This window comes from Actinoplanes sp. NPDC048967, assembly GCF_040649415.1.
Lineage (GTDB): Bacteria > Actinomycetota > Actinomycetes > Mycobacteriales > Micromonosporaceae > Actinoplanes.
Genome location: NZ_JBEZFL010000007.1, coordinates 426,900 through 449,561, shown reverse-complemented (window position 1 = coordinate 449,561; position 22,662 = coordinate 426,900). Strand labels below are relative to the sequence as shown.

The 22,662-nt window shown below is 71.8% G+C and carries 15 protein-coding genes; 4 read left to right on the top strand and 11 right to left on the bottom strand.

The features are described 5' to 3' along the window. Positions 1-9: 9 nt before the first annotated feature. Positions 10-1,809 carry a gamma-glutamyltransferase gene (gene ggt, locus AB0C12_RS30275; protein WP_360553245.1) on the bottom strand — a complete coding sequence of 600 codons (1,800 nt, stop codon included), beginning with the start codon at positions 1,807-1,809 and terminating at the stop codon, positions 10-12. 196 nt (positions 1,810-2,005) lie between these two features. On the opposite strand from ggt, the gene AB0C12_RS30270 reads away from it, so the two are divergent. Further along, positions 2,006-2,431, top strand: a complete 426-nt coding sequence (locus AB0C12_RS30270; RefSeq protein ID WP_360553244.1) for an SgcJ/EcaC family oxidoreductase — start codon at positions 2,006-2,008, stop codon at positions 2,429-2,431. Here AB0C12_RS30270 and AB0C12_RS30265 read toward each other — a convergent pair. The 6 genes from AB0C12_RS30265 to AB0C12_RS30240 form a co-directional block, all read right to left on the bottom strand. Continuing rightward, positions 2,412-4,316: an acyl-CoA dehydrogenase family protein gene (locus AB0C12_RS30265; protein WP_360553243.1), complete on the bottom strand. Its 1,905-nt coding sequence runs from the start codon at positions 4,314-4,316 to the stop codon at positions 2,412-2,414. The genes AB0C12_RS30270 and AB0C12_RS30265 overlap by 20 nt on opposite strands. Positions 4,317-4,421: 105 nt before the next feature. Then, on the bottom strand, positions 4,422-5,000 hold the full coding sequence (locus AB0C12_RS30260) for a hypothetical protein (RefSeq protein ID WP_360553242.1): 579 nt from the start codon (positions 4,998-5,000) through the stop codon (positions 4,422-4,424). Positions 5,001-5,026: 26 nt separating this feature from the next. Beyond that, the gene (locus tag AB0C12_RS30255; RefSeq protein WP_360553241.1) at positions 5,027-6,955 is read right to left on the bottom strand and encodes an ABC transporter ATP-binding protein; all 1,929 of its coding nucleotides are present in this window, start codon (positions 6,953-6,955) and stop codon (positions 5,027-5,029) included. Next, on the bottom strand, positions 6,952-8,709 hold the full coding sequence (locus AB0C12_RS30250; RefSeq protein WP_360553240.1) for an ABC transporter ATP-binding protein: 1,758 nt from the start codon (positions 8,707-8,709) through the stop codon (positions 6,952-6,954). Before AB0C12_RS30250 ends, AB0C12_RS30255 begins: the two co-directional genes overlap by 4 nt. Before the next feature lie 63 nt (positions 8,710-8,772). Continuing rightward, entirely contained in the window at positions 8,773-10,263 is a 1,491-nt protein-coding gene (locus AB0C12_RS30245) for an alpha/beta hydrolase (protein WP_360553239.1), read from the bottom strand. Between the two features lie 103 nt (positions 10,264-10,366). Next, entirely contained in the window at positions 10,367-13,423 is a 3,057-nt protein-coding gene (locus AB0C12_RS30240) for a M14 family zinc carboxypeptidase (RefSeq protein ID WP_360553238.1), read from the bottom strand. A 153-nt stretch (positions 13,424-13,576) separates the two neighbouring features. Between AB0C12_RS30240 and AB0C12_RS30235 the strand changes: the two genes are divergently transcribed. Next, entirely contained in the window at positions 13,577-14,704 is a 1,128-nt protein-coding gene (locus tag AB0C12_RS30235; RefSeq protein ID WP_360553237.1) for a PQQ-dependent sugar dehydrogenase, read from the top strand. Positions 14,705-14,729: 25 nt separating this feature from the next. Here the strand turns inward: AB0C12_RS30235 and AB0C12_RS30230 are convergent, their stop codons facing one another. The 3 genes from AB0C12_RS30230 to AB0C12_RS30220 all read right to left on the bottom strand — a co-directional run bounded on the left by AB0C12_RS30230 (position 14,730) and on the right by AB0C12_RS30220 (position 17,171). After that, positions 14,730-14,984, bottom strand: a complete 255-nt coding sequence (locus AB0C12_RS30230) for a hypothetical protein (protein WP_360553236.1) — start codon at positions 14,982-14,984, stop codon at positions 14,730-14,732. A gap of 114 nt (positions 14,985-15,098) precedes the next feature. Beyond that, positions 15,099-15,434 (bottom strand): hypothetical protein, encoded by a 336-nt coding sequence (locus AB0C12_RS30225; RefSeq protein WP_360553235.1) that lies wholly within the window; start codon positions 15,432-15,434, stop codon positions 15,099-15,101. Between the two features lie 27 nt (positions 15,435-15,461). Further along, a complete protein-coding gene (locus tag AB0C12_RS30220; protein WP_360553234.1) occupies positions 15,462-17,171 on the bottom strand; it encodes a sodium:solute symporter family protein in 1,710 nt (569 codons plus the stop codon). 114 nt (positions 17,172-17,285) lie between these two features. Here AB0C12_RS30220 and AB0C12_RS30215 point away from each other — a divergent pair, with 114 nt between their 5' ends. Next, positions 17,286-19,163: a Xaa-Pro dipeptidyl-peptidase gene (locus tag AB0C12_RS30215; protein WP_360553233.1), complete on the top strand. Its 1,878-nt coding sequence runs from the start codon at positions 17,286-17,288 to the stop codon at positions 19,161-19,163. A gap of 120 nt (positions 19,164-19,283) precedes the next feature. After that, positions 19,284-21,944 (top strand): glycoside hydrolase family 97 catalytic domain-containing protein, encoded by a 2,661-nt coding sequence (locus AB0C12_RS30210; RefSeq protein ID WP_360553232.1) that lies wholly within the window; start codon positions 19,284-19,286, stop codon positions 21,942-21,944. Here the strand turns inward: AB0C12_RS30210 and AB0C12_RS30205 are convergent. Further along, positions 21,916-22,605 (bottom strand): TetR/AcrR family transcriptional regulator, encoded by a 690-nt coding sequence (locus tag AB0C12_RS30205; protein WP_360553231.1) that lies wholly within the window; start codon positions 22,603-22,605, stop codon positions 21,916-21,918. The two genes, AB0C12_RS30210 and AB0C12_RS30205, sit on opposite strands and share 29 nt — an antisense overlap. Positions 22,606-22,662: the final 57 nt, after the last annotated feature.

The following is a 22,662-nucleotide window of genomic DNA, read 5'->3' as shown; positions in this document are numbered from 1 at the left end:
GGCCGTCCGTCAGCGCCGGGGATGCACCACGCCCGCGGCACCGCTGCCACGCCGGGCCGGCTCGGCACTGGCGATCAGCCGGCCGCCGCGGCCGAACTCGATCGCGGTGGCCGCGCCCAGCTCCGCCACGGGCGGCTGGAACGTGTGCCCGAGCCGGCCCAGGGCGTCACCGTACTGCGCGATGAACGCCGGCTCGGCCTGGACGGCGGCGGTGTTGCGCTGCGACGCGCGCGGAGCGGCCATCGCCTCGGGCAGGGTCATGCCCAGGTCGATCCGGTTGACCAGCACCTGCAGCACGGTGGTGATGATGGTGGCGCCGCCGGGCGAGCCGACGGCCAGGAAGGGCCGGCCGTCCTTGAGCACGATCGTCGGGGACATGGAGCTGCGGGGGCGCTTGTTCGGGCCGGGCAGGTTGGGGTCGGGCGCGCTGCCCTGCGTACCGGTGAAGTTGAAGTCGGTCAGCTCGTTGTTGAGCAGGAAGCCGCGGCCCGGCACGACCATGGCGTTGCCGCCGGTCTGCTCGATCGTCAGGGTGTATTCCACGACGTTGCCCCAGCGGTCGGCGACGGTGAGGTTGGTCGTGCTCTGCCCGTCCTCGACCTTGCCGCCGACGCGCGCCGGGGTGCAGCCCGAGGCGGTGATGTCGCCCGGCGGCACCGGCTTGGTCAGGGCTTTCGCGGGGTCGATCTGGCAGGCCCGCTGGCGCGCCCACCGGTCACCGATCAGCCGGTCCAGCACGGGCTGCGGCGTGTACGCGCCCACGTAACGGTTGCGGTCCGCGAAGGACAACGCGGACGCCTCGAGGTACTGGTGCAGGGCCTGGGTCATGGAGACCTCGGACAGGTCGGTCCGCTCCAGGATGTTCAGCGCCTCGCCGACCGCCGTGCCACCGCTGGACGGGGTGGACATGCCGTAGACGGTCAGGCCCCGGTAGCCGGACTTCGTCGGGGCCGGGAACCGCAGCCGGTAGTTGGCCAGGTCGGACAGGCGCAGGTCACCGGGGCGGATCGGGTACGCCCAGGGGGCGGCCGGGTCGGCGGCGACCGGCGGGTGCTGCACGGTGCGCACGATGTCGGCGCCGACGGGACCGCGGTAGAAGACGCCGGTGCCGCGCCTGGCGATCAACCGGTAGGTGTCGGCCAGGTCGGGGTTGCGCTGCACGGAACCGACCGCGGGCGGGGCACCGCCGGGCAGGTACAGCTCGCGGGTGGAGCCGAACTGGGCGAAGGGCGCCGCGTTGTCGGCGATCTGCTGCCGGAAGGTCGCGTCGACGGCGAAGCCCCGGTCGGCGACCTGCGCGGCGGGCTGCAACAGGCTGCCCAGGGAGCGGGTGCCCCACTTGCCGGTCGCGGCCTCCCAGGTGGCCAGGGTGCCCGGGGTGCCGACGGAGAGGCCGCTGACCCGCGCCTCGGCGAAGTCGTAGGGCAGGCCGTCGGCCGGATCGACGAAGATGTCCTCGGTCATCGTGGCCGGCCCGGACTCGCGGCCGTCGATGGTGTGCACCTTGCGGTGTTTCGCGTCGTAATAGACGAAGAAGCCGCCGCCGCCGATGCCGGCGGAGAACGGCTCGGTGACCCCGAGAGTCGCGGCGGCCGCCACGGCCGCGTCGACGGCGTTACCGCCGCGGCGCAGCACGTCGAGGCCGACAGCGGTCGCGGTGGGGTCGACGGTGGAGACCGCGCCGCCGTAGCCGGTGGCGGTCGGGCCCAAGGGTGGCGCACCGCCGTGGGCGGAGGCCGCGGCGGGCACGAGGGCGACGGTGGTCGCGGTGAGCGTGGCCGTCATGGCCAGCGCGGTCGGGAACCGCATCATGCCTCCGGGAGCGGTGAGAACAGAGTGGACAGACTCCTGCCTACCGCGAGTGGGAGGTGCGCACAACCCGGGACGCGCTGGTCACCCACCGTCATCGAGATCAAGAGCAGGATCATGTCGAGACCGGCCGGGTTGCGTTTCGACCGGCCCGGGTAGGTCGTGGTGCAACGGACCACCGATGTCGGGAGGTGTCATGGACAGCCGAACCGAACTTCGCGCACTGGTCGAGGAACGGATCGCCGCCGTGCGGGCGAAGGATCCGAAACCCCTCGCGGCGCGCCAGCATCCCGACGTCGTCACCTTCAACGTGCTGCCGCCGCTGCACGCGCGGGGCGGCGCTGCCGTCGAGCGGGCGACCCGGGCCTGGTTCGACGGGTACGCCTCCGAGATCGGCTATGAGGTGCGCGACCTGCAGGTGACGGCGGACGGCGACGTCGGGTTCTGCTCGTTTCTCTACCACGTCTCCGGCACGCTGCACTCCGGCGCGCAGGTCGACATGTGGGTGCGGGCCACCCTCGGCTGCCGGCGCGTCGACGGCCGGTGGTTGATCGTCCACGACCACGAGTCGGTGCCGTTCGACCCCGAGACCGGCCAGGCGCTCATCGGTCTCCGGCCGTGAACGGCGGGATCCGCCGGCGGACATCCTCGACCGTCGCCGGGCCCGGCTGCCAGGCCGACACCCAGGCGCCCTCGGTGGACCGCGGGATGATGCCCTGCTCCAGAAAGGCATAGCGGCCGCCCAGCACCCGCCGGGTGGCTTCGACGTCCAGGGAGTCGGTGTTCTCCCAGAGCGCGGCGAAGAGCGCCTCGACCCGCAGCCGGGACTGCTGGCAGAACAGGTCGGCCAGTTCGTGACCAGCGGCGCGGTGCTCGCGTTCGGCGCGGGCCCGCACGCACACCGCCGACATGGCGAACAGCTCGGCGCCGATGTCGACGATGCGGCCCAGAAAGGCCTGCTTGTGTTCCAGCCCGCCCTGCCAGCGGGACATCCCGTAGAACGTCGACCGGGCCAGCTTGCGCGAGGTCCGTTCGACGTAGCGCAGATGCGGGGCGAGGGGGCCGAACTCCGCGTACCCGTTCGGCATCTGGCCGCGGCCGACCGCCAGGCTCGGCAGCCACCGCGCGTAGAAGGCCCCGGCCCGGGCCCCGGCGCGGGCCTTGCGGCCCACACCGGCCTCCGGGTCGATGATGTCGCCGGCCACCGTGAGGTGCGCGTCGACCGCCTCCCGGGCGATGAGCAGGTGCATGATCTCGGTGGAGCCCTCGAAGATGCGGTTGATCCGCAGGTCCCGCAGGACCTGCTCGGCCTCGGCCGCGCGTTCACCGCGGGCGGCCTGCGAGGCGGCCGTCTCGTAACCGCGGCCGCCGCGGATCTGGATCAGCTCGTCGGCGACCAGCCAGGCCGTCTCGCTGGCGAAGAGCTTGATCAGCGCGGCCTCGATGCGGATGTCGTTGCGGTCGTCGTCGGCCAGGATGCAGCACAGGTCCAGGGTGGACTCCATCGCGTACGTGGTCGCCGCGATGAAGGCCATCTTCTTGGCCACGGCCTCGTGCTGCGACACCGGCCGGCCCCACTGCACCCGCTCGGCCGACCACTCCCGCGCGACGGCGAGCGACCACTTCGACGCGCCGACACACATCGCCGGCAGCGACAGCCGGCCGGTGTTGAGCGTGGTCAGGGCGATCTTGAGGCCCTTGCCGAGGCCACCGATCACGTTCTCCTGCGGCACGAACACGTCGTGGAAGCGGGTCACGCTGTTTTCCAGGCCGCGCAGGCCGAGGAACTCGTTGCGCCGCTCCACCGTGATGCCGGGCGAGTCGCCCTCCACCACGAACGCGGTGATGCCCTTGCCGGGCACCCGGGCCATCACGACCAGCAGGGTCGCCACGGTGCCGTTGGTGGCCCACAGCTTCACCCCGTCGAGCCGGTAGCCGCCCTCGACGGGCTCGGCGACGGTGCCCAGGCGGGCCGGGTCGGAGCCGACGTCCGGCTCGGTGAGCAGGAACGCGGACACCTCGCCGGCGGCCAGCCGGGGCAGGAACGCCCTCTTCTGCTCCGGAGTGCCGAAGGTCTTGAGCGGCTGCGGCACGCCGATCGACTGGTGGGCCGACAGCAGCGCGCCGACGGCCGGGCTGGCCGAGCCGATCAGGGTCAGCGCCCGGCAGTAGTGCAGGTTGGACAGGCCGAGGCCGCCGTACTCCCGGTCGATCTTCATACCGAACGCGCCGAGCGCGGCCAGGCCGTGGAAGACCTCGTCGGGGATGCGGGCCTCCCGCTCGATGCGGGCGCCGTCGACCTCGGCGACCAGGTACGCCTCCAGCTTGGCGAGGAACTCCTCGGCGTCGGGACGAGGCTCCGCCGCGGGCCAGGGATCGATGAGGTCGAGCCGTAACCGTCCGAGGAACAGCTCCTTGCCGAAGCTGGGCTTGCGCCACTCGGCCTGGCGGGCCTCCTCGGCGACCTTGCGCGCCTGCTTCTCGGTGACGTCGGCCGGTTCGGTCACGGTCTACCCCCTTGACCCGGGTACGGCTGCTCGTGACAGCCACGCTACCCAGCGGGGTTACCGCAGGGTAGCCCTCGACCGATGTCGATCAACGACACCCGGCGCTCACGAGTCGGCGGGGATGTCCGTCTCGAGCTGGTCGACGATGGGGTTCAGGAGCTCGTTGAGCTCACGGACCAGCACCGCGACAGCCCGGTGCGCGCTCTGCTCGACCTGCGCGTCCGGGCCTTCCGGGGCCGGCGGCAGGTCGTCGAGCCGGACGGGTGCCTGCACCAGCAGCGAGGCGCGCAGGTGCGGGCTGCGGGTCAGGTCCTGCTCGGACGGGCCGACGTACTGGCCGAACAGCTGGGGCCAGTCGCGCCAGCCGCGGTCCCGGTCCCACTGGCGGCTCCAGGTGAGCTGGGCCGGCCACGGCGACACCAGTGTGACGTCGCAGATCAGGCTGCCGTCCCAGGCGCTGCGCGAGCACGCCGCCGAGACGATCCGGGGGTGCCGGCGGACGTAGCCGGGCTCCAGGCCGGTGGCCAGCCGCCACGCCACCACGGCGAAGGTGACCGGCGCGAAGTCGCCCCACGCCGGGCCGAACTCGTCGATGCGGCTGCGCACCTCGCCGGCATAGCGGCTCGGTCCGCCGGTCGCATGCTCGCGGTCGAACTGCTCGTCGATCCAGAACGCCTGCTGCACGGTCCCCAGCCTACGGGCGGCGGGGTTCAGGCGGGCGCCGAGTGCGCCGCCCAGGTCTCGAACATCGTCGCGTAGCGGCCGCCCGCGGCCAGCAGCTCGTCGTGGCTGCCCGTCTCCACGATGCGGTGCTCGTCCACCACGATGATCCGGTCGGCCCGCATGGCCGTCGACAGCCGGTGCGCCACCAGGATCGCCGTACGCCCGTCCAGCAGGCGGTCCAGCGCCGCCTCGACCCGCAGCTCGCTGCGCAGGTCCAGGCTGGAGGTGGCCTCGTCCAGCACCACCACCCGGGGCTCGGCCAGGAACGCACGGGCCAGGGCCAGCAGCTGGCGCTCACCCGAGGACACCGACTGGCCGCGCTCGTGCAGCGGGGTCGCGAGGCCCTCCGGTGAGCGTTCCACCAGGTCCCGCAGGCCGACCGCGTCGACCGCCGCCCACACCTCGGCGTCGGTCGCGGCCGGGCGGGCGAAGGCGATGTTGTCGCGCAGCGTCCCGGCGAACAGGAACGGCTCCTGCGGGACGACGCCGATCTGCCGGCGCAGCGAGGCCAGGGTGACCTCGCGCAGGTCGTGACCGTCGATCCGGATGCTGCCGGCGGTCGGGTCGTAGAGGCGGGTGACCAGCTTGGCCAGCGTCGACTTGCCCGCGCCGGTCGGGCCCACGCAGGCCACCGTCTCGCCCGGGTGGATCACCAGCTCCACGCCGGCCAGCACCGGGCGGTCCGGGAGGTAGCCGAACGTGACACCGGCGAAGACGATCTCCCCGCGTACCGGTGGGAGCTCTGCCGCCGCCGGATGCTGGACCACCGACGGCCGCGCGCCGAGCAGGGTGTTGATCTTTCCGATCGCCGCCCGGCCCTGCTGGTACTGGGTGTAGAGCTGGACCAGTTGCTGCACCGGCTGGAAGAAGGCGTTCAGGTAGAGCACGAAGGCGGTCAGCTCGCCGATGGTCAGGGCGCCGCGCAGCACCATGCGGCCGCCGATCAGCAGCAGCGCCGCCATCCCGAGCAGGCCGATGACCGACGTGCCGGGGCCGTAGATCGCGTTGATCCGGCCGGTGAAGTCGTTGGCGTCGCGGTAGCCGCCGACCACCTCGCGGTGCGCCACGATGTTGCGGTCCTGCCGGTTGTGCGCGGTGACCACCCGGACGCCGTTGAGGCTCTCCGACAGGTCGGCGAACATCGCGGCGATCGCGTCCCGCTGGCGGTTGTAGCCCCGGTCGGCCGCCCGGCGGAACCACAGCGAGGCGATCAGCAGCGGCGGCACGACCAGCATGAGCGTGATGACGGCCAGCCCGGCGTGGTAGTGGAACAGCACCCCGGTGACCACGACCATGGTGAGCGCCTGGATGACGAACTGGGCGAAGCCGTCGGCCAGCAGGGACTGCAGCGACTCCACGTCGGAGGTCATCCGGGTCATGGTGACGCCGGCCTTCTCCCGGGTGTAGTAGTCCAGCGACATGCGCTGCAGGTGGGCGAAGATCCGGATCCGCAGGTCGCGGGTGGCCGAGGCGGCGAGCCGGCCGCTCTGCCGCATCCGGACCGCGGTGGCCAGGCCGGTGGCCAGCACCGCGGCGACGAAGGCAACCGTGGCACCGACCAGGACGGGCAGGTTCTTCGCCGCGATGCCGTGATCGATCCCGACCTGCACCAGGTACGGCCCGGCCTGCAGCAGCAAAGTCTCGACCAGGATCGCCAGTAGCGCCGCCACCAGCAGGCCGGGCCGTCCGATGACCAGCCGGGGCAGCGTGACCCGGGCACCGCTGTCGGCCACCGGGTCGAACGGCACGCGCGGGTCGCCGTGCTCCGGCTCTTGTGCCTCCAGTTTCGCGACGCCCTCGGCCACGTCGGCCGGGATGCCGGCGAACGGCAGCCCGTTGCCCTTGCGCCCGGCCATCCCCATCGACGGCCGCCCACCACTGCTGAACCCCCCGAAACCACCACCGAACATGCTCATGCCGCCACCGCCGAGGCGAGAACCCGGGCGTACTGCGGCTCGGTCGCCAGCAGCGACTCGTGGGTGCCGTCGGCGACCACCCGGCCGCCCGCCATCAGCACCACCCGGTCGGCCAGGCTGATCGTGGAGAGCCGGTGCGCCACGATGATCGTGGTCCGCCCGCGCATGAGATCGCGCAGCGAGGAGTGGATGCGCTGCTCCACCGTCACGTCGATGGCACTGGTGGCGTCGTCCAGCACGAGGACCGGCGGGTTCACCAGCAGGGCCCGGGCGATGGCGACGCGCTGACGCTGGCCGCCGGAGAGGGTGTAGCCGCGTTCGCCGACCACCGTGTCGTACCCCTCGGGCAGCTCTTGGATGAAGTCGTCCGCCCCGGCCGCCACCGCGGCCGCGACCACGGACTCGCGGTCGGCCCCGGGGCGCCCGTACGCGATGTTGTCGTGCAGCGAGAGCGAGAACAGGAACGGCTCGTCGGGCACGATGCCGACCTGGTCACGCAGCCGGGCCAGCCGCAGGCCGCGCACGTCGTGCCCGTCCACCGTGATCCGGCCGCCGGTCACGTCGTAGAACCGGGCGAGCAGCCGGCCCAAAGTGGACTTGCCGGAGCCGGTGGCCCCGACGACGGCCACCGTCTCCCCGGCCCGGATGCGCAGGTCCAGGCCGTCGAGGGCCAGGGTGCCGTTCGGGTACGCGAACCGCACGCGCTCGAAGCACACATCGCCGCGCAGGTTGACGTCCACCGGCTGGGCCGGGTCCACCACCTCGCTGGGCGTGTCCAGGATCTCGTAGATGCGCGCGGCCGAGGCCGAGGCCCGCTGACCCATCATGATCATCATTCCGAGCATCCGGAACGGCGGCTGGAGCATCAGCACGTACGAGTTGAAGGCCACGATCGTGCCGACCGTGGTCCCGCCGTCGATCACCATGATGCCGCCGACCAGCAGCACCAGGGCCAGCCCCAGCCGGGGCAGGTTGTCCAGCACCGGATTCCACCGGCTGCGGATCCGCGCGTCCTGCAGGTACGCCCAGCGGATCCGGTCCGCGGCCTCGGCCAGCGAGCGCAGCTGCCGCCCCTCGGCGGCGAACGCCTTGACGATCCGCACGCCCTGGATGTTCTCGTCGACGACGGTGGCCAGCCGGGCCAGCCGGGCCTGGATGAGCCAGGACACCGGGAAGATCGCCTTGCGCATGCCGACGCCGAGGAAGCCGATGACCGGCATGGTGGCCATCGCCACGACGGCCAGCGGCACGTTGATCGACAGCATCAGCACGAAGGCGACCACCGCGATCAGGCACTGCACCAGGATCGAGGGGCCGAACGACAGATACATCTGCACGGCGCGGATGTCGGAGCCGGACCGTGACATCAGCTCACCGGACTGGACCCGGTCGAAGAAGCCGAACGGCATCCGGGCCAGGTGCGCGTAGACGATGTTGCGCAGGTCGTATTCCAGCTCGTACGCGGTGCGCAGCAGGTAGAGCCGGGCAGCGTAGTTGATCAGGCCCTGGGTCAGCGCCAGGGCGACGATCCACCAGACGTAGGTGGGCAGGTCGCCGGTGCGCTCGACGATCGCCCGGTCGATGCCGAGCCGGACCAGGTTCGGGATCTGCACCTGCACGACGAGCCCGGCGAACGACAGCACGAGCGAGGTGATCAGCAGCGCGCGGTGCGCCCGGACCAGCGGCAGCGCGCGACGCAGCCACGACTTGCGCTGGTCAGGGTCGATGGCGGCGCGGGGCGCGCGGCGGCTCAACAGTGCGCCGGGGCGATGGCGGAAGGATGGGACACGGCGCCTCCTCCGGGATACTTAGCCAGGCTAAGGATACCCGCGCCGCGGCGCAATGCCGCCCACGCCGGCCGCCTTCGGCTCCACCCCGGGGCACCTGATCCCGGCGGCGGGCGGCCGGACGGTCAGCAGGTAGCGGTCCACCGCCCCGCCCACACAATCGCTGCGGCCGTAGACGGTGTGTCCCCAGCCCTCGTAGGTGAGCAGGGTTGCCTTCGGGCCGAGCTGGGCGGCGACGTGCCGGGCCCAGGCGTACGGCGTGGCCGGGTCGTGCCGCGCGTTGACCAGCAGCACCGGGCCGGTCCTGGCCGGGGACAGCGCCCGCTGCGGGTTGGCCGTGGTGCCGGTACGGCCGAGGCAGCCGTAGACCGAGGTCAGCGCGAGCGGCGAGAACGGCATCTGCGGCGACTTCGCGGCGATCCGGTCGAGGCGGGCACGCAGGTCGGCGTACCCGGCCACGGGCATCGACCAGTCGTCGCAGAACACGGCGTGGAAGTTGTGCTCGCTGACGTCGACCGCGGCCGCCCGGCCCAGCTTGGTGCCCGCGCCGCCGGTCGCCTCCTTGATGAAGACGCCGAGCGAGTGCCACTGCGGGTCGTACATCGAGCTGAACGCGACCCCGACCAGCTCGTGCAGGGTCAGCTTGTACGCCGTGTCGTTCGGGTCCCGCAGCGTGCCGCGCCGCGCCGAGGCGAGCAGCCCGGCCCAGAGCTTGCGGACGTCACGACCGTGTACGGCGCACTCGGTGCTGCGCGCGCACCAGGCCACGAACTCGTCGAACGAGTCCTGGGCGGTGAGCGCCTCGCCGCCCAGGAAGCCGTCGGTGTCGACGGTGTGGTCCATGACGCTGTCCAGCACCATCGCGCGGACCCGCTGCGGGTAACGCTCGGCGTACTGCTGGCCGAGCAGGGTGCCGTACGAGGCACCGTAGAAGCTGATCCGTTCCTGACCCAGCGCGGCCCGTACCGCCTCCAGATCCCGCACCACGCTCAGCGTGTCGACGTTCCCGTAGAGCGGTCCGGTGCGCTGGGCGCAGTCAGCGGCGAGCCGGCGGTTGTAGGCGACGAACGCGTTGTACGCCTTCGCACTATCGATGGCCGGCGGCGGCGCCGCGGTCAGCACCGTCGTCGTGCACACGATCGGATGGCTGCGCGAGATCCCGCGCGGGTCGAAGCCCACGATGTCGAAGCGCCGCCGCAGCTCGGGGCTGAAGAACGTGCTGTCGAGGGCGAAGTCGACACCCGAACCGCCGGGGCCGCCGGGGTTGACCACCAGCGTGCCGATCCGCTGCTTCGGGTCGGCGGCCGGGCGGCGGGCCAGCGCGATCGCCACGGTCGCCCCGTACGGCTGCGCCCAGTCGACCGGCACGTCGAGGGTGGCGCACTGGGCGGTCCTGTCCTCCTCGCAGGGTTGCCACTTCGGCGCTCCCCCGCGCACCGCGTACGCGGGGGCCGCCGCCGTGGTCACCGCGGCCAGGACAGTGAGGAACGCGGCCAGGATCGGCCGTGTCTGTGCTCGCACCGGTTGTCTCTCCGCCCTGCCCGGCAGGCGCGCCGCGCGCCTCCTGTCTAGAGCAAGCGCGCGGCGCGATCTGCGGTTCTGGCGGTTTACCTCCGAAAGAGGATTACCTCTTCAGGTGACGCAGGGCCCGGCGGACCAGGTCCACCCGCTCCGCCTCGGGCAGCCCCTCCAGGCCGAAGCCCAGGTAGACGCTGTCCGTGGTGGTGACGCCCGCGCCGGAGTCGAAGGCGAGCTGGCTGCGCGCCCAGTCGTTGCTGTTGGCACCGGAACCCGGCGGCGGCCCGGCGACGGTCCAGCCGCCGAGGTCCGACTCGAACGAGGTCTGCTGCGCCACCGCGCCGCCGACCTCGACCCGGACGTCGTCCAGGAAGACGCCCAGACCCTGGGTGCCCCAGTCCGACATGTAGGAGATCGACAGCTCGACCTGCTTGCCCGCGTAGGCGCTCAGGTCGGCGTCGAACTGCTTCCAACCGGCGCTGTTGCCGGTGGCCGCGTTCCAGGTGCCGGTGGTGCCGGTCGAGGTGCAGCCCTCGCCCTGGTAGTGGGTCAGGAACGGATGGATCGTCTCGATGCCGGACTGGCAGCTGTCGCCGGTCTCGGTGGTGGTCAGCCCGCCCGCGTCCGGCAGCGTGGTCCAGTCGTCGGTGCCCACCACGTGCGCCTCGACGAACAGGAAGTCCCAGCCCGCCTCGGTGTCGAACGAGGTCTGGAACTTGAGCCGGGCGGCGGTCGCGGCCGTCAGGTCGACGGTCTTGGTGAGCCGCTTGTACGAGACGTCCGCCTGCCCGCTCCACAGGTACCAGTCGCCGTCGTACGGGTCGTACGGCGCGGCCCCCGGCTGCTGCCAGTCCAGCGGGGCCGAGCTGGCGAACTGCGGGAACTGGGACTTCGGCAGGAAGCTCGAGGTGGACAGGAAGGCGGCGGTGTGGTCACCGGCCGGGTGACCGGAGAAGCCCTTGAACGCCCCCTCGGTGCCGACCACCGGGTACGGCTTGCCGTCGGCGTCGGTGCCACCGTCGTCGACGTACGAGTACGCGCCCAGCCAGTACTGCTCGAAGTCGTTGCCCAGCGGCAGACAGGTCGCGTCGTCCGCGGACAGGCACTCCGCCGGACCTTCGGGCTGGTACACGTACGCACCGTTGGCGCCCTGGGCGAAACCGGCGTACTTGCCGCTGAACAGCAGCTTGCCGCCCTCGTTCAGGTAGTCCCGCACGGCCAGCTCGGTCTCCAGGGCCGAGCGGGCCACCGTGCCGGCCGGCTGGCCGGGCGCCCGCGGGATGATGTCGTCGCCGGTCTCCCACAGCACCGCCTTGTAGTGCGAGAGCACACCGAGCGGGTGCGGGGCCTTGCGGCCACGGGCGTCGATGTCGTAGACGTCGGCCGAACGGCCGGCCCGCTTGAGCGCGGCGACGTGCGCCGCGGCGTAGCGGGCGGTGGTGGCGCCGTCGGTGTTGGCCGGCGAGACGCCGGTGACGTCCTCGGCGGCGAGCACCAGCACGTCCCCACCGATCTTGTCAGCGACGGTGTAGGTGAAGCTCGCCGACTTGACCGTCCGGCGGCCGTTGCGGGCGGTGAACCAGACCTGCACCTTGTCCTTGGCGCGGGCCTTGGCGACCGTGCCCCGGCGCTCGGCGAAGTACTTGTCGACGCCGTCGCCGTAGCGCTCGCCACCACGCCACTCGCGGGTGCGGTCGGTGCGCTCACGCCCGCCGTTGACCCGGTAGTGCAGGGTGACGTCGCGCAGGCTGCGCCGGGCCGTGACGGCCACCGGCTGACGCGAGCCGTACGAGGTGTCGAACGCGTCCACGGTCAGGTCGGCGGTGCTGCGCCCGACCGTCGATACCGGGCGGTCCGGCTGCTTGGCCGACTGCGCGACCGAGAGCGCGAACGGCAGGTTCTTCAGGAACTCGTCCTGGATCAGCTTCTCGTCGTCCGGGAAGTTGAAGCCGCTCTCGCAGTCCTCGGCTTTCCACTGGTCGTCCGGGTACAGGTTGGAGATGGTCTCGCAGGTGCTCATCTCCGGGGTGAAACCGAGTGAGCCGTAGCGGACCTGGGCGTGGAAGTCGGTGTCGCCGTTGGTGGTGTAGAGCTCGGCCGAGATGTCCGGGTCGTAGCCGGGCACGGCCGGGTGCGCGTCGTCACCGGCCATCGCGATCTGGATCTGGTCGTCCGGGCTGGGCGTGCTGACCTGCCAGCCGATGCCGTAGAGCAGCAGCTCGGCGGCCGAGTGGTAGTTGACCAGGAACTCGAAGCCGACCCGGCGGAACAGCGCGTCGAGCGCCCTGGTCTCCGGCTCGGAGTTCGGGCCCGGGCCGCGGTAGGTCTCGCTGGCCGGGTCGGGCGACGAGCCCTCGTTGTCGTAACCCCACTTCTCCGCGAAGTTGCGGTTGAGGTCGACGCCGTCGCCCGCGGTGATCTCACCGTCGCCGTTGTTGTCGCGCAGGTTCTTGCGCCACAACCGGTGTCCCTCGGTGAAGGTGAAGTCGTAGCCGTCCGGGTTGGCGACCGGCAGGAACCACAGCTCGGTGGTGTTGACCAGCCTGGTGAGCGCGGGGTCGGTGCCGTAGCCGTCGACCACGTGGTGCATCAGGCGCCGGGTCATCTCGGGGGTGATCCACTCACGCGCGTGCTGCGCGCCGAGGTAGATGGCCGCGGGCCGGCGGCCGTCGGGCACGACCCGCGCGTCCCGGGTCACCTTCACGGCCTGGATGGGTACGCCGCGCACGGTCTTGCCGACCGTGACCAGCTTGGCGATCCGCGGGTTGGCGGCCACCGTCTGGGCCAGCTCCTCGCGGAGGCCGCCGGGGGCGTTGTACTGCCGGAAGACGGTCGGCGCGGCGGCGGCCTGCTGGCGCATGGCCCGGGTCGCGCGCTTCTCGGTCAGCGGGACGCCGGCCTTGATCAGGGCCTCGGCCTGGCGCCGGCCGAGGATGGGCTGAACGGTGACCTTGCCACCGGCGGCGGCGGTCACGGCGCTCTCGTCGTGGTCGATGCCGACCGCGCGGAGGCGTTCGAGTTGTGCGGCGTCCAAGGTGCCGGTGTACACGGCGAGGTCGTCCTCGCGTGGCACGGCGGCGGCGGGCGCGATCCCGGACAGGACCGCGGCGGCCACTGTCAGAAGAGATAACGCGCAGGCGGTAGCCCGGCGGGCTGGGGTCATGGTGTGAGCCTCCATGGGTGGGAAGGTCGTGAGTGGACCCTCCCGGCCATCCGCCGAGGCTGTCAAGGATGTGCATACCTGTATCGGTGAAGAAATGGTAACGGTCCGTACCCGTTCAGGTTTCTCTCAGCCAGGCGAGGCACGGTGGGTGCCATGTCAACCGCCGATCGGTCGAGGATGCGCTGGCAAGTGGCTGTTACCGCTGCTGGCGCGGCCCTGCTGGCCGCTTGCTCCGCCGAGGAACCCGCTGCCGCTCCGGCGCCCCGAGCCAGCGTGCCGGCGGCCACCGCGCCCGCCTCGACCACCCCGTCCACGGACCGCGGCACCCCCGATCTGAGCGCCCCGGAGACCGTGGCGACCGGCCTCGAGGTGCCGTGGGGAATGGCCTTCCTGCCCGACGGCAGCGCGCTGGTCGCCGAGCGGGACAGCGGGCGCGTGCTGCGGGTGCGGGCCGGGGGCGGAAAGCCGCAGCAGGTCTTCACGGTGCCGGGCGTCGCGGCCGACGGCGAGGGCGGGCTGCTCGGCCTGGCGGTCGCCGCCGACTACGCCCGGACCCGGTGGATCTACGCCTACCACACCGCGGCGGACGACAACCGGATCGTACGGTTCAAGCTCGGCGGGGGCGCCCCGGAAGTGATCTTCGACGGGATCACCAAGGCCGGCATCCACAACGGCGGCCGGATCGCCTTCGGCCCGGACAAGATGCTCTACGTGGGCACCGGGGACGCCGGGGACGGCAGCGCCGCGCAGGACGCCGGCGACACCAACGGCAAGATCCTGCGGCTGACCCCGGAGGGCCGGCCCGCGCCGGGCAACCCGAAGGCCGGCTCGCCGGTCTGGAGCCTGGGGCACCGCAACGTGCAGGGCCTCGCCTGGGCGGCGGACGGCACGATGTACGGCATCGAGTTCGGCCAGAACCGCCTCGACGAGGTCAACAAGGTCGAACCCGGCGGCAACTACGGCTGGCCCGAGGTCGAGGGCAAGGGCGGCGACGGGGACTACGTCGACCCGGTCGTCACGTGGAGCACCGATGAGGCCTCCCCGTCCGGGGCGGCGATCGCCGGCGACACCCTGTACGTCGCCGCACTGCGGGGGCAGCGGTTGTGGACCGTGCCGCTGGACGGGGGCGAGCCGAAGGCCGAGCTCTCCGGGCGCTACGGGCGGCTACGAACCGTAGCCGTCGCGCCGGACGGTGCCCTCTGGCTGACCACCTCGAACACGGACGGCCGAGGCGACGTACAGGATGGCGACGACCGGATCCTGCGCTTCCGGGCCCGGTGACAGCCCGGGCCGCGGAGCGCAGGCGTCACGTCCGGTTGTTGGGCGGGAGCAACGGCAAACTGGAGATCGCCAGCGCGTACTGGGCGATCTGCCGGGAGTTCGGCACGACGCCGACACTGCGCAGCTGATCCTGGATGGCCTGAGCAACTTCATCCTCGGACTTGCCGCGATGCGTCTGCATGACCTTGTTGACCGCGTAGTCAACGCGAAGCTGCATCTGCCAGCCGACGGGCCGTTGTCCGGCCCCACCGGCGAAGCTCACTGAGGCGAGGGGTTCCATGACCTGAGTATCGGAAGCAGACCCGGTGGATCGGAAGGTTCGGGGTAGGGGTGCAACCGTCTTGCACCCGGGCCGCACCGACTTCTCCATCAATCGGGCGGCCCGGGTTGCCGTTCAGTTCCCCACAGGCTCCCGCGGGCCCGCGTCGGCGTCCGGTTCCGCCTTCGCCGTGGGCACCTCGGTCGGGCTCAACCGCAGCCAGAGCAGGAAGAGCCCGCCCAGCGCCAGCATCGCCAGACCCATCCACAGGTTGATCCGGACACCCTGCGCCTTGTCGATCTCCGTGCTGTTGTCGAAGATCCCGAGCAGCGTGACGATCACGCCGTAGACCACGAACAACCCGCCGATCACCCGGCGCACGTCGAACAGGCGCGCCGCGGCCGACACCTTCTCCAGATCCTCGCCCTGCGCCAGCTGCTCGTCGTCGGGCCGGTTGGACTCCTGCGACATGTCGACTCCTCTCGTGGCTCGCGCCGGTTACCAGACGGGGATGTAGAGCAGGAAGGCCAGTCCGACGGCGATGGCGCCGAGCAGGACGGGGTTGCGCCACCAGACCTTGTCCCCGGCGATGATCACCTCGCCGGAGGTGGTCGGGCCGCCCAGGCCGTAGACCAGGCCGCGCAGCTCGTTCTCCGGCTTGGACTCGGTGAACAGCGTCACCGCGACGGCGACCACGACAGCCGTGGCGAAGGCCAGGCCCGCGCCCCAGAAGCTCTCCTCCAGGTCGGAGTTGAACTTGACCACGTCGGCCAGGTAGAGCAGGTACAGCGTGAGCGAGGACGCCGTGCCGAGCAGCAGCGACCAGAAGCCGGCCCAGGCGGTCATCCGCTTCCAGAACATGCCCACGATGAAGGTCGCGAACAACGGGGCGTTGAAGAGCGAGAACAGCGTCTGGATGTAGTTCATGATGTTGCTGAAGCCGGCCGCGATGAACGCGGTGCCGATGCCGACGACGATGCCGCCGACCGTGGCGACCCGGCCGATGCGCAGGTAGTAGTCGTCGGAACGGTCCTTGCGGATGTACGTCTGCCAGATGTCGTACGTGAAGACGGTGTTGAACCCGCTCACGTTGGCGGCCATACCGGCCATGAACGAGGCGATCAGACCGGTGACCGCGACCCCGAGCACGCCGTTGGGCAGCAGGTCGCGCATGAGCAACGGGATGGCGTTGTTGTAGACCAGGTCGCCCTCGTCGGCGCCGAGCCCCTTGACCGTGACGATGGCGATCAGGCCGGGGATGACCGTGACCACCGGGATCAGCAGCTTCGGGAAGGCGCCGATGATCGGGGTGCGCCGGGCGGCGCTCATGTCCTTGGCCGAGAGCGCCCGCTGCACCTCGGCGAAGTTGGTCGTCCAGTAGCCGAACGAGAGCACGAAGCCCAGGCCGAAGACGATGCCGATCCAGTTCGCGCCCAGCGGGTTGTCCGAGCCGGCCGTGCCCTGCCAGGTGTGCAGGGCGGCGTCGCCGAGCTTGCTGTCCCGGACCGCGTCGAAGAGGCCGTTGATGCCGCCGACCTTGACCAGGCCGACGATGGTGATCGGGATGAGGCCGGCCAGGATGACGAAGAACTGCAGCACCTCGTTGTAGATCGCCGAGGAGAGCCCGCCGATGCCGATGTAGAGCAGCACGATCGCCGCGCCGATCACGATCGACAGCCAGAGCGGCCAGCCGAGCAGGGCGTCCAGGACCAGGGCGAGGGCGTAGAGGTTGACGCCGGCGATCAGCACCTGGGCGAGCGCGAAGCTCAGCGCGTTGAACAGGTGGGTCGGACGGTTGAAGCGCAGCCGGAGGAACTCGGGGACGCTGCGGACCTTGGACCCGTAGTAGAACGGCATCATCACGATGCCCAGGAAGACCATCGCCGGTACGGCGCCGATCCAGTAGTAGTGCAGGGTCATCAGGCCGTACTGGGCGCCGTTGGCGGCCATGCCGATGATCTCGAGGGCGCCGAGGTTGGCCGAGACGAACGCCAGGCCGGTGACCCAGGCGGGCATCGAGCGGCCGGACAGGAAGAAGTCGGCGCTGGTCTTGATCGCTCTTCGGGCGGCGAAACCCACGCCCAGGACGGTCGCGAAATAGATCGCGAGGATCAGGTAGTCGAATACGTCGAGATCGAGCCGTAGCCCTTCAGCCGCGAGCGTCTCCACGGGCACCTCCTGTGCAGTCCAGGCGGCGATACCCGTCATGAAGATCCTTCACACCTGGTTGTGTCATCCAGGTAAATTGCGCGATCTTCCTTCACCCGGGGGCCGTCATACGATCGAATGGCATGGATGTCCATAGTTGGAGGAAGGACCGCCATGCCCGTTGCCGTACCCCGAGCTCTGCTTGTCGCTCTTGTGGTGCTCGCCGGTCTGCTCAGCGTGCCCGCGCCCGCCTCGGCCGCCCCGCCCTTCATCCGCGGCGGCGAGACCGTGCCCGTCTACGACTACGCCGACGCCATCCGCGAGAGCGTGTGGGTCCAGACCCCCACCGACGCCGACCGGGACGGCGTGCCCGACCGGGTCGCGGTCGACCTGGTCCGCCCGCGCACGGCCGCCGGCGTCAAGGTGCCGATCATCATGGACGCCTCGCCCTACTACGCCTGCTGCGGCCGCGGCAACGAGGGCGAGCTCAAGCAGTACGACGCCCAGGGCGTGATCAGCAAGGCGCCGCTGTTCTACGACAACTACTTCGTGCCCCGCGGGTACGCCTTCGCCGCCGTCGACCTCAGCGGCACCAGCCGCTCGACGGGCTGCGAGGACGTCGGCGGCCCGGCCGAGGTGGCCGGGGCCCGCGCGGCGATCGACTGGCTCAACGGGCGGGCCCGGGGCTTCACCGCCGACGGCACCCCGGTCTCGGCCCGCTCCTGGAGCACCGGCAAGGTCGGCATGATCGGCAAGTCCTGGGACGGCTCGGTGGCCAACGGCGTCGCCGCCACCGGGGTCCGGGGCCTGGAGACCATCGTGCCGATCTCGGCCATCTCCAGCTGGTACGACTACATGCGCTACAACGGCTCCCTGCGCTCCTCGGGCTACCCGAACTACCTGCAGTCCGTGGTCAGCGACCGGCTCACCGAGTGCGCGGCGGTGACCTCCTCGCTGGCCACCGACAGCGCCGACGACACCGGTGACTACAACGCGTTCTGGCGCGCCCGCGACTACCGCCCCGCCGCCGGCCGGGTCCGGGCGAGTGTCTTCGTGGTGCACGGCCTCAACGACCTGAACGTCGCCACGCCGCAGTTCGCCGCCTGGTGGCAGGAGCTGGCCGAGCAGGGCGTACCGCGCAAGATCTGGCTGCACCGCACCGGGCACGTGGACCCGTTCGACGTCCGCCGCGCGGAGTGGGTCGACACGCTGCACCAGTGGTTCGACTACTGGCTGCAGGGCCTGCACAACGGCGTCATGGCCCAGCCGCGGGCGACGATCGAGACCGCACCCGGCGTCTTCACCGCGGCCCGGGACTGGCCGCTGCCCGGCACCCGCGAGGTCAGTGTGCCACTGGGGTCGGCGGTGGCCTCGTACACCGACGAGTCGCTGACCGAGGACGCGGCCGTGGCCTCGCCGTCGGAAGACGTCGCGGGGCGGCTCGCCGTGCTCTACGGGCCGCTGCGCGCGCCGCTGCGCATCTCCGGCTCCCCGTCCCTTCGGTTGCGGATCCGCGTCGACCGGCCGACGACCCAGCTCACCGCCAGGCTGGTCGACTACGGCAGCGCCACCCGGGTGGACTACGGCAGTGGTGAAGGTGTGCGGACCCTGGCCACGGAGTCGTGCTGGGGAGCGTCGACGGCGGCTGACGACGCCTGCTACCGCGACGTCGCCGAGCGGGTGGTGACCACCGACCACGAGGTGCTGACCCGCGGCTGGCTGGACGCGGCTCACCACGTGTCGCTGCGCTTCACCACCCCGCTGCGGGCGGACCGCTGGTACACCGTGACGGTTCCGCTCAGCGCCTACGACGTGACGGTCGCGGCCGGGCACACCCTGGGCCTGGTCCTGACCCAGAGCGACCCGGAATTCACCGAGGCACCGAACACCGGCGCCACCGTACGGGTCGACCTGGCCGCCAGCCGCCTGATCGTGCCGGTCACCGGCCGTGCCGCGCTCACCCCGGCCCCGGGCCACGCGACGGTCAGCACCGCGCCGGTCAACCCGGCGGAACGCCGCGCTCCGGCCGACCGCCGGCAGCTGCCGCAGTAGCCGCGTCCGGGCCTGGCGTCCCGGCCGGGGACGCCAGGCCCGATCGGCAGTAATAATTATTATTCTGGATCTCCGTAATGCGCGTGAAATATGGTCATCCTTCGATGCGAAGGAGATCTGATGCGCCTACGGCGACTGTCCTCCACTGTGCTCGGTGCGGCCCTGGCCGCCACCACATCGGCCGCTCCGGCGGCCGCCGCGGAGCCGCTGTCCTGGTCCGTGAGCGGCCCGGGGGCCGCGGTCAACGCGCGGCTCGCCCTCGACGAGGCCGGCCGGCTCAGCTTCGGGGTCGACCGGGCCGGCACGGCCGTGCTGTCCCCGGCACCGATCGGCCTCGTCACCACCGCCGCCGACCTCAGCGCGGGGCTGAGCTTCGTGAAGCGCGGCAACCGGACGGTCCGCGAGCGGTACACCAGGACCACCGGCAAACAGCTGGCCCGCGACGTCACGCTCACCGAGTCGACGTTCGCCTTCACCGGCGCCGGCGGGGCCCGGCTGGACGTCGTGGTGCGGGTCTCGGCCGAGGGCGCCGCCTACCGGTACGTGCTGCCGACCGGCGGCACGATCACCGGCGAGACGTCGTCGTTCTCGCTGCCGGCCGACGCACCCGCGTGGCTGCTGCCGTACTCCCCCAACTACGAGAACGAACGGGTGCAGACCACCGCGGGCGCCGCCGCCGCCGGTGACTACGGCTTCCCGTCGCTGTTCCGGGTCGGCGGCAACTACGCCCTCATCACCGAGTCCGACGTGGACGGTCGATACTCCGGGGCCCGGCTGGCCCACAGCGCCGGCTCGGGCGCGTACGCGATCAAGCTCGCCGACCCCCGGATCGAGGCGACCGCCCGGCTGGCCACCCCGTGGCGTACGGCGATCGTCGGCGACCTGGCCACCGTCACCGGCTCGATGCTGGTCGACGACCTGGCCCCGCCGGCGAAGCTCACCGACACCTCCTGGGTGCGGCCCGGCACCACCGCCTGGTCCTGGCTCTCCGAGCACAGCAGCCCGGGCGACCCGGCCCGGCAACGGCAGTACGTCGACTTCGCCGCCCGCAACGGCTGGCCCTACGTGCTCATCGACGAGGGCTGGAGCGCCGACTGGGTGCCCGGCGTGGTCCGCTACGCCCGGACCCGCGGCGTCGACGTGCTGCTCTGGTTCCACTGGACCGCGCTGGACACCGCGCAGGAGCGGGACACCATGCTGCCGCTGCTCAAGTCGTGGGGAGTGGCCGGGGTCAAGGTGGACTTCATGGACTCCGACAGCCAGGCCCGCTTCCGCTGGTACGACGACATCCTGGCCGCCACCGCCACCCACAGGCTGATGGTCAACTTCCACGGCGCCACCATCCCGCGCGGGGTGCAGCGCACCTGGCCGCACGTCATGACGCTGGAGGCGATCCGCGGCGCCGAGCAGTTCCGGACCCGGGCCGCCACCAATACGATGTTCCCGTTCACCCGCAACGTGGTCGGCGGCATGGACTACACGCCGGTGACCTGGGTGGTGGCCGACCGGGACACCACCGACGCGCACGAGGTGGCCCTCGCGGTGGTCTACGAGTCCGGCTGGCAGCACCCGGCCGACAAGCCCGAGACGTACGAGTCGCATCCCGAGGCGCTGCGGACACTGAGCCAGCTGCCGACCGTCTGGGACGAGACCAGGCTGCTCGCCGGGGCGCCCGGTCAGGAGGCTGTCATCGCCCGGCGGCACGACGACCGCTGGTACGTCGGCGGCATCTCCGCGGTGGCCGCCAAGACGTTCAGCACTCCGCTCGGATTCCTCGGCAGCGGGCGCTACCTGGCCGAGACACTGCGCGACGGTGACGGCGGGCTGGTGCGGGAGAGCCGGATCGTGCGCCGCGGTGACACGCTCACCGTGCCGGAGCGCACCAACGGCGGGTTCGTCACCGTGCTGTGCGCGTACGCCGGGTCGGCGACCTGCGACCGGCCCGTACGGCGGGTGCCCGCCACCACGCTGACCGTCGACCCGGCGAGCGCGGATGTCCGTCCGGAGGGGACGGTGTCGGTGTCGGCGACGTTCACGCTGCCCGCCGGCGGGCCGATCACGGGGGTGACGCTGGCACCCGTACCGCCGGCGGGCTGGACCGTCTCCGGCGCGGAAGTGCGCGACGCCACCATGCGCGGCGGCGACACCCTGCGCGGCACCTGGCGGCTCACCGCACCGGCCGGCCTCGCCACCGGCTTCACCGATCTGCCGGTCGCGGCCGACTTCACCTTCCCGGCCGATCCGGGCTCGCCCGACGCCCCGGGAAGCCGCCGGCCGGTGCACGTCGAGCAGGCGGTCCGGGTCCTGGTGCCGCCGGCCGACCCGGCCGGCACCCCGGCGGTCAGCGACCTGCCGTTCCTGAGCGAGAGCAACGGGTACGGGCCGGTCGAGCGCGACCGGTCCAACGGGGAGGCCGACCGTGGTGACGGCCGCCCGCTGACCATCCGCGGCACCGTGTACGCCAAGGGGCTCGGCATGCACGCTCCCGGCGAGATCACGGTCTGGCTGGGTGGCGCCTGCACCGGCTTCACCGCGGTGGCCGGCATCGACGACGAGGTGACCCAGTCCGGCTCGGTGGACTTCCAGGTGCTCGGCGACGCGCGGCCGCTGGCCGCGACCGGGATCCGGCGCAGCACCGACCCGGCTGCCGCGCTCAGCGTCGACGTCACCGGCGTGCGGATCCTGACCCTGCGGGCGACCGACGGCGGCGACGGCCGCAACTTCGACCACGCGGACTGGGCCGACGCCCGGCTCAGCTGCGCACCGAGCGCCGGTCGATAAGGGCGGCGAGGCCGTCGAGGATGCGGTCCAGGCCGAAGGTGAACGCCTGGTTCTGGCCGCCCTCGACGGCCGTCTCGCGCATGGCCGCGGTCAGCTGCGGGAAGCGCGCGCCGTGCCGGGTCACGACCTCGCTCATCGCCGCGTTCATCCCGTCCTCGTCGAGCCGGGCGGCGGCCTGCTGGGCCAGCATCCGGGCGTGCCCGGCCAGCACCGCGACGGCGTCCAGCCGTTCCGCCCCGGTGAGCCCGGACCCGCTGCCCAGGGCGGCCAGGGCGCACTCCATCCAGCCGAGCTCACGCGGGCCGAGCGGACGCCGCCCGACCGTGGCGTCGACCGACCACGGGTGCCGCAGGTAGGCGGCGAAGAGCCGCTCCGACCACTGGGTGAGCGCCGCGCGCCAGGAGCCGGCCGACAACTCCGGCGGCTCCCCGATCGCCCGCTCGATCATCAGGGCCACCAGCTCCGCCTTGCCCGGCAGGTAGCGGTAGAGCGACATCTTGGTCTTGCCCAGCTCGGCGGCGACGCGCTGCATGGAGACGGCGGCCAGGCCCTCGGCGTCGGCGACCGCGATGGCGACGTCCGTGATGCCCTCCAGGGTCAGCGCCGGCTTGGGCCCGCGCGTGGGCTGGGCCCGCCCGTCCCACAGGAATTCCACCGACATCGGACAACCCCCTTGCGCTCCGCCGACAACTGTATCTACCGTACACAGAAATAACTG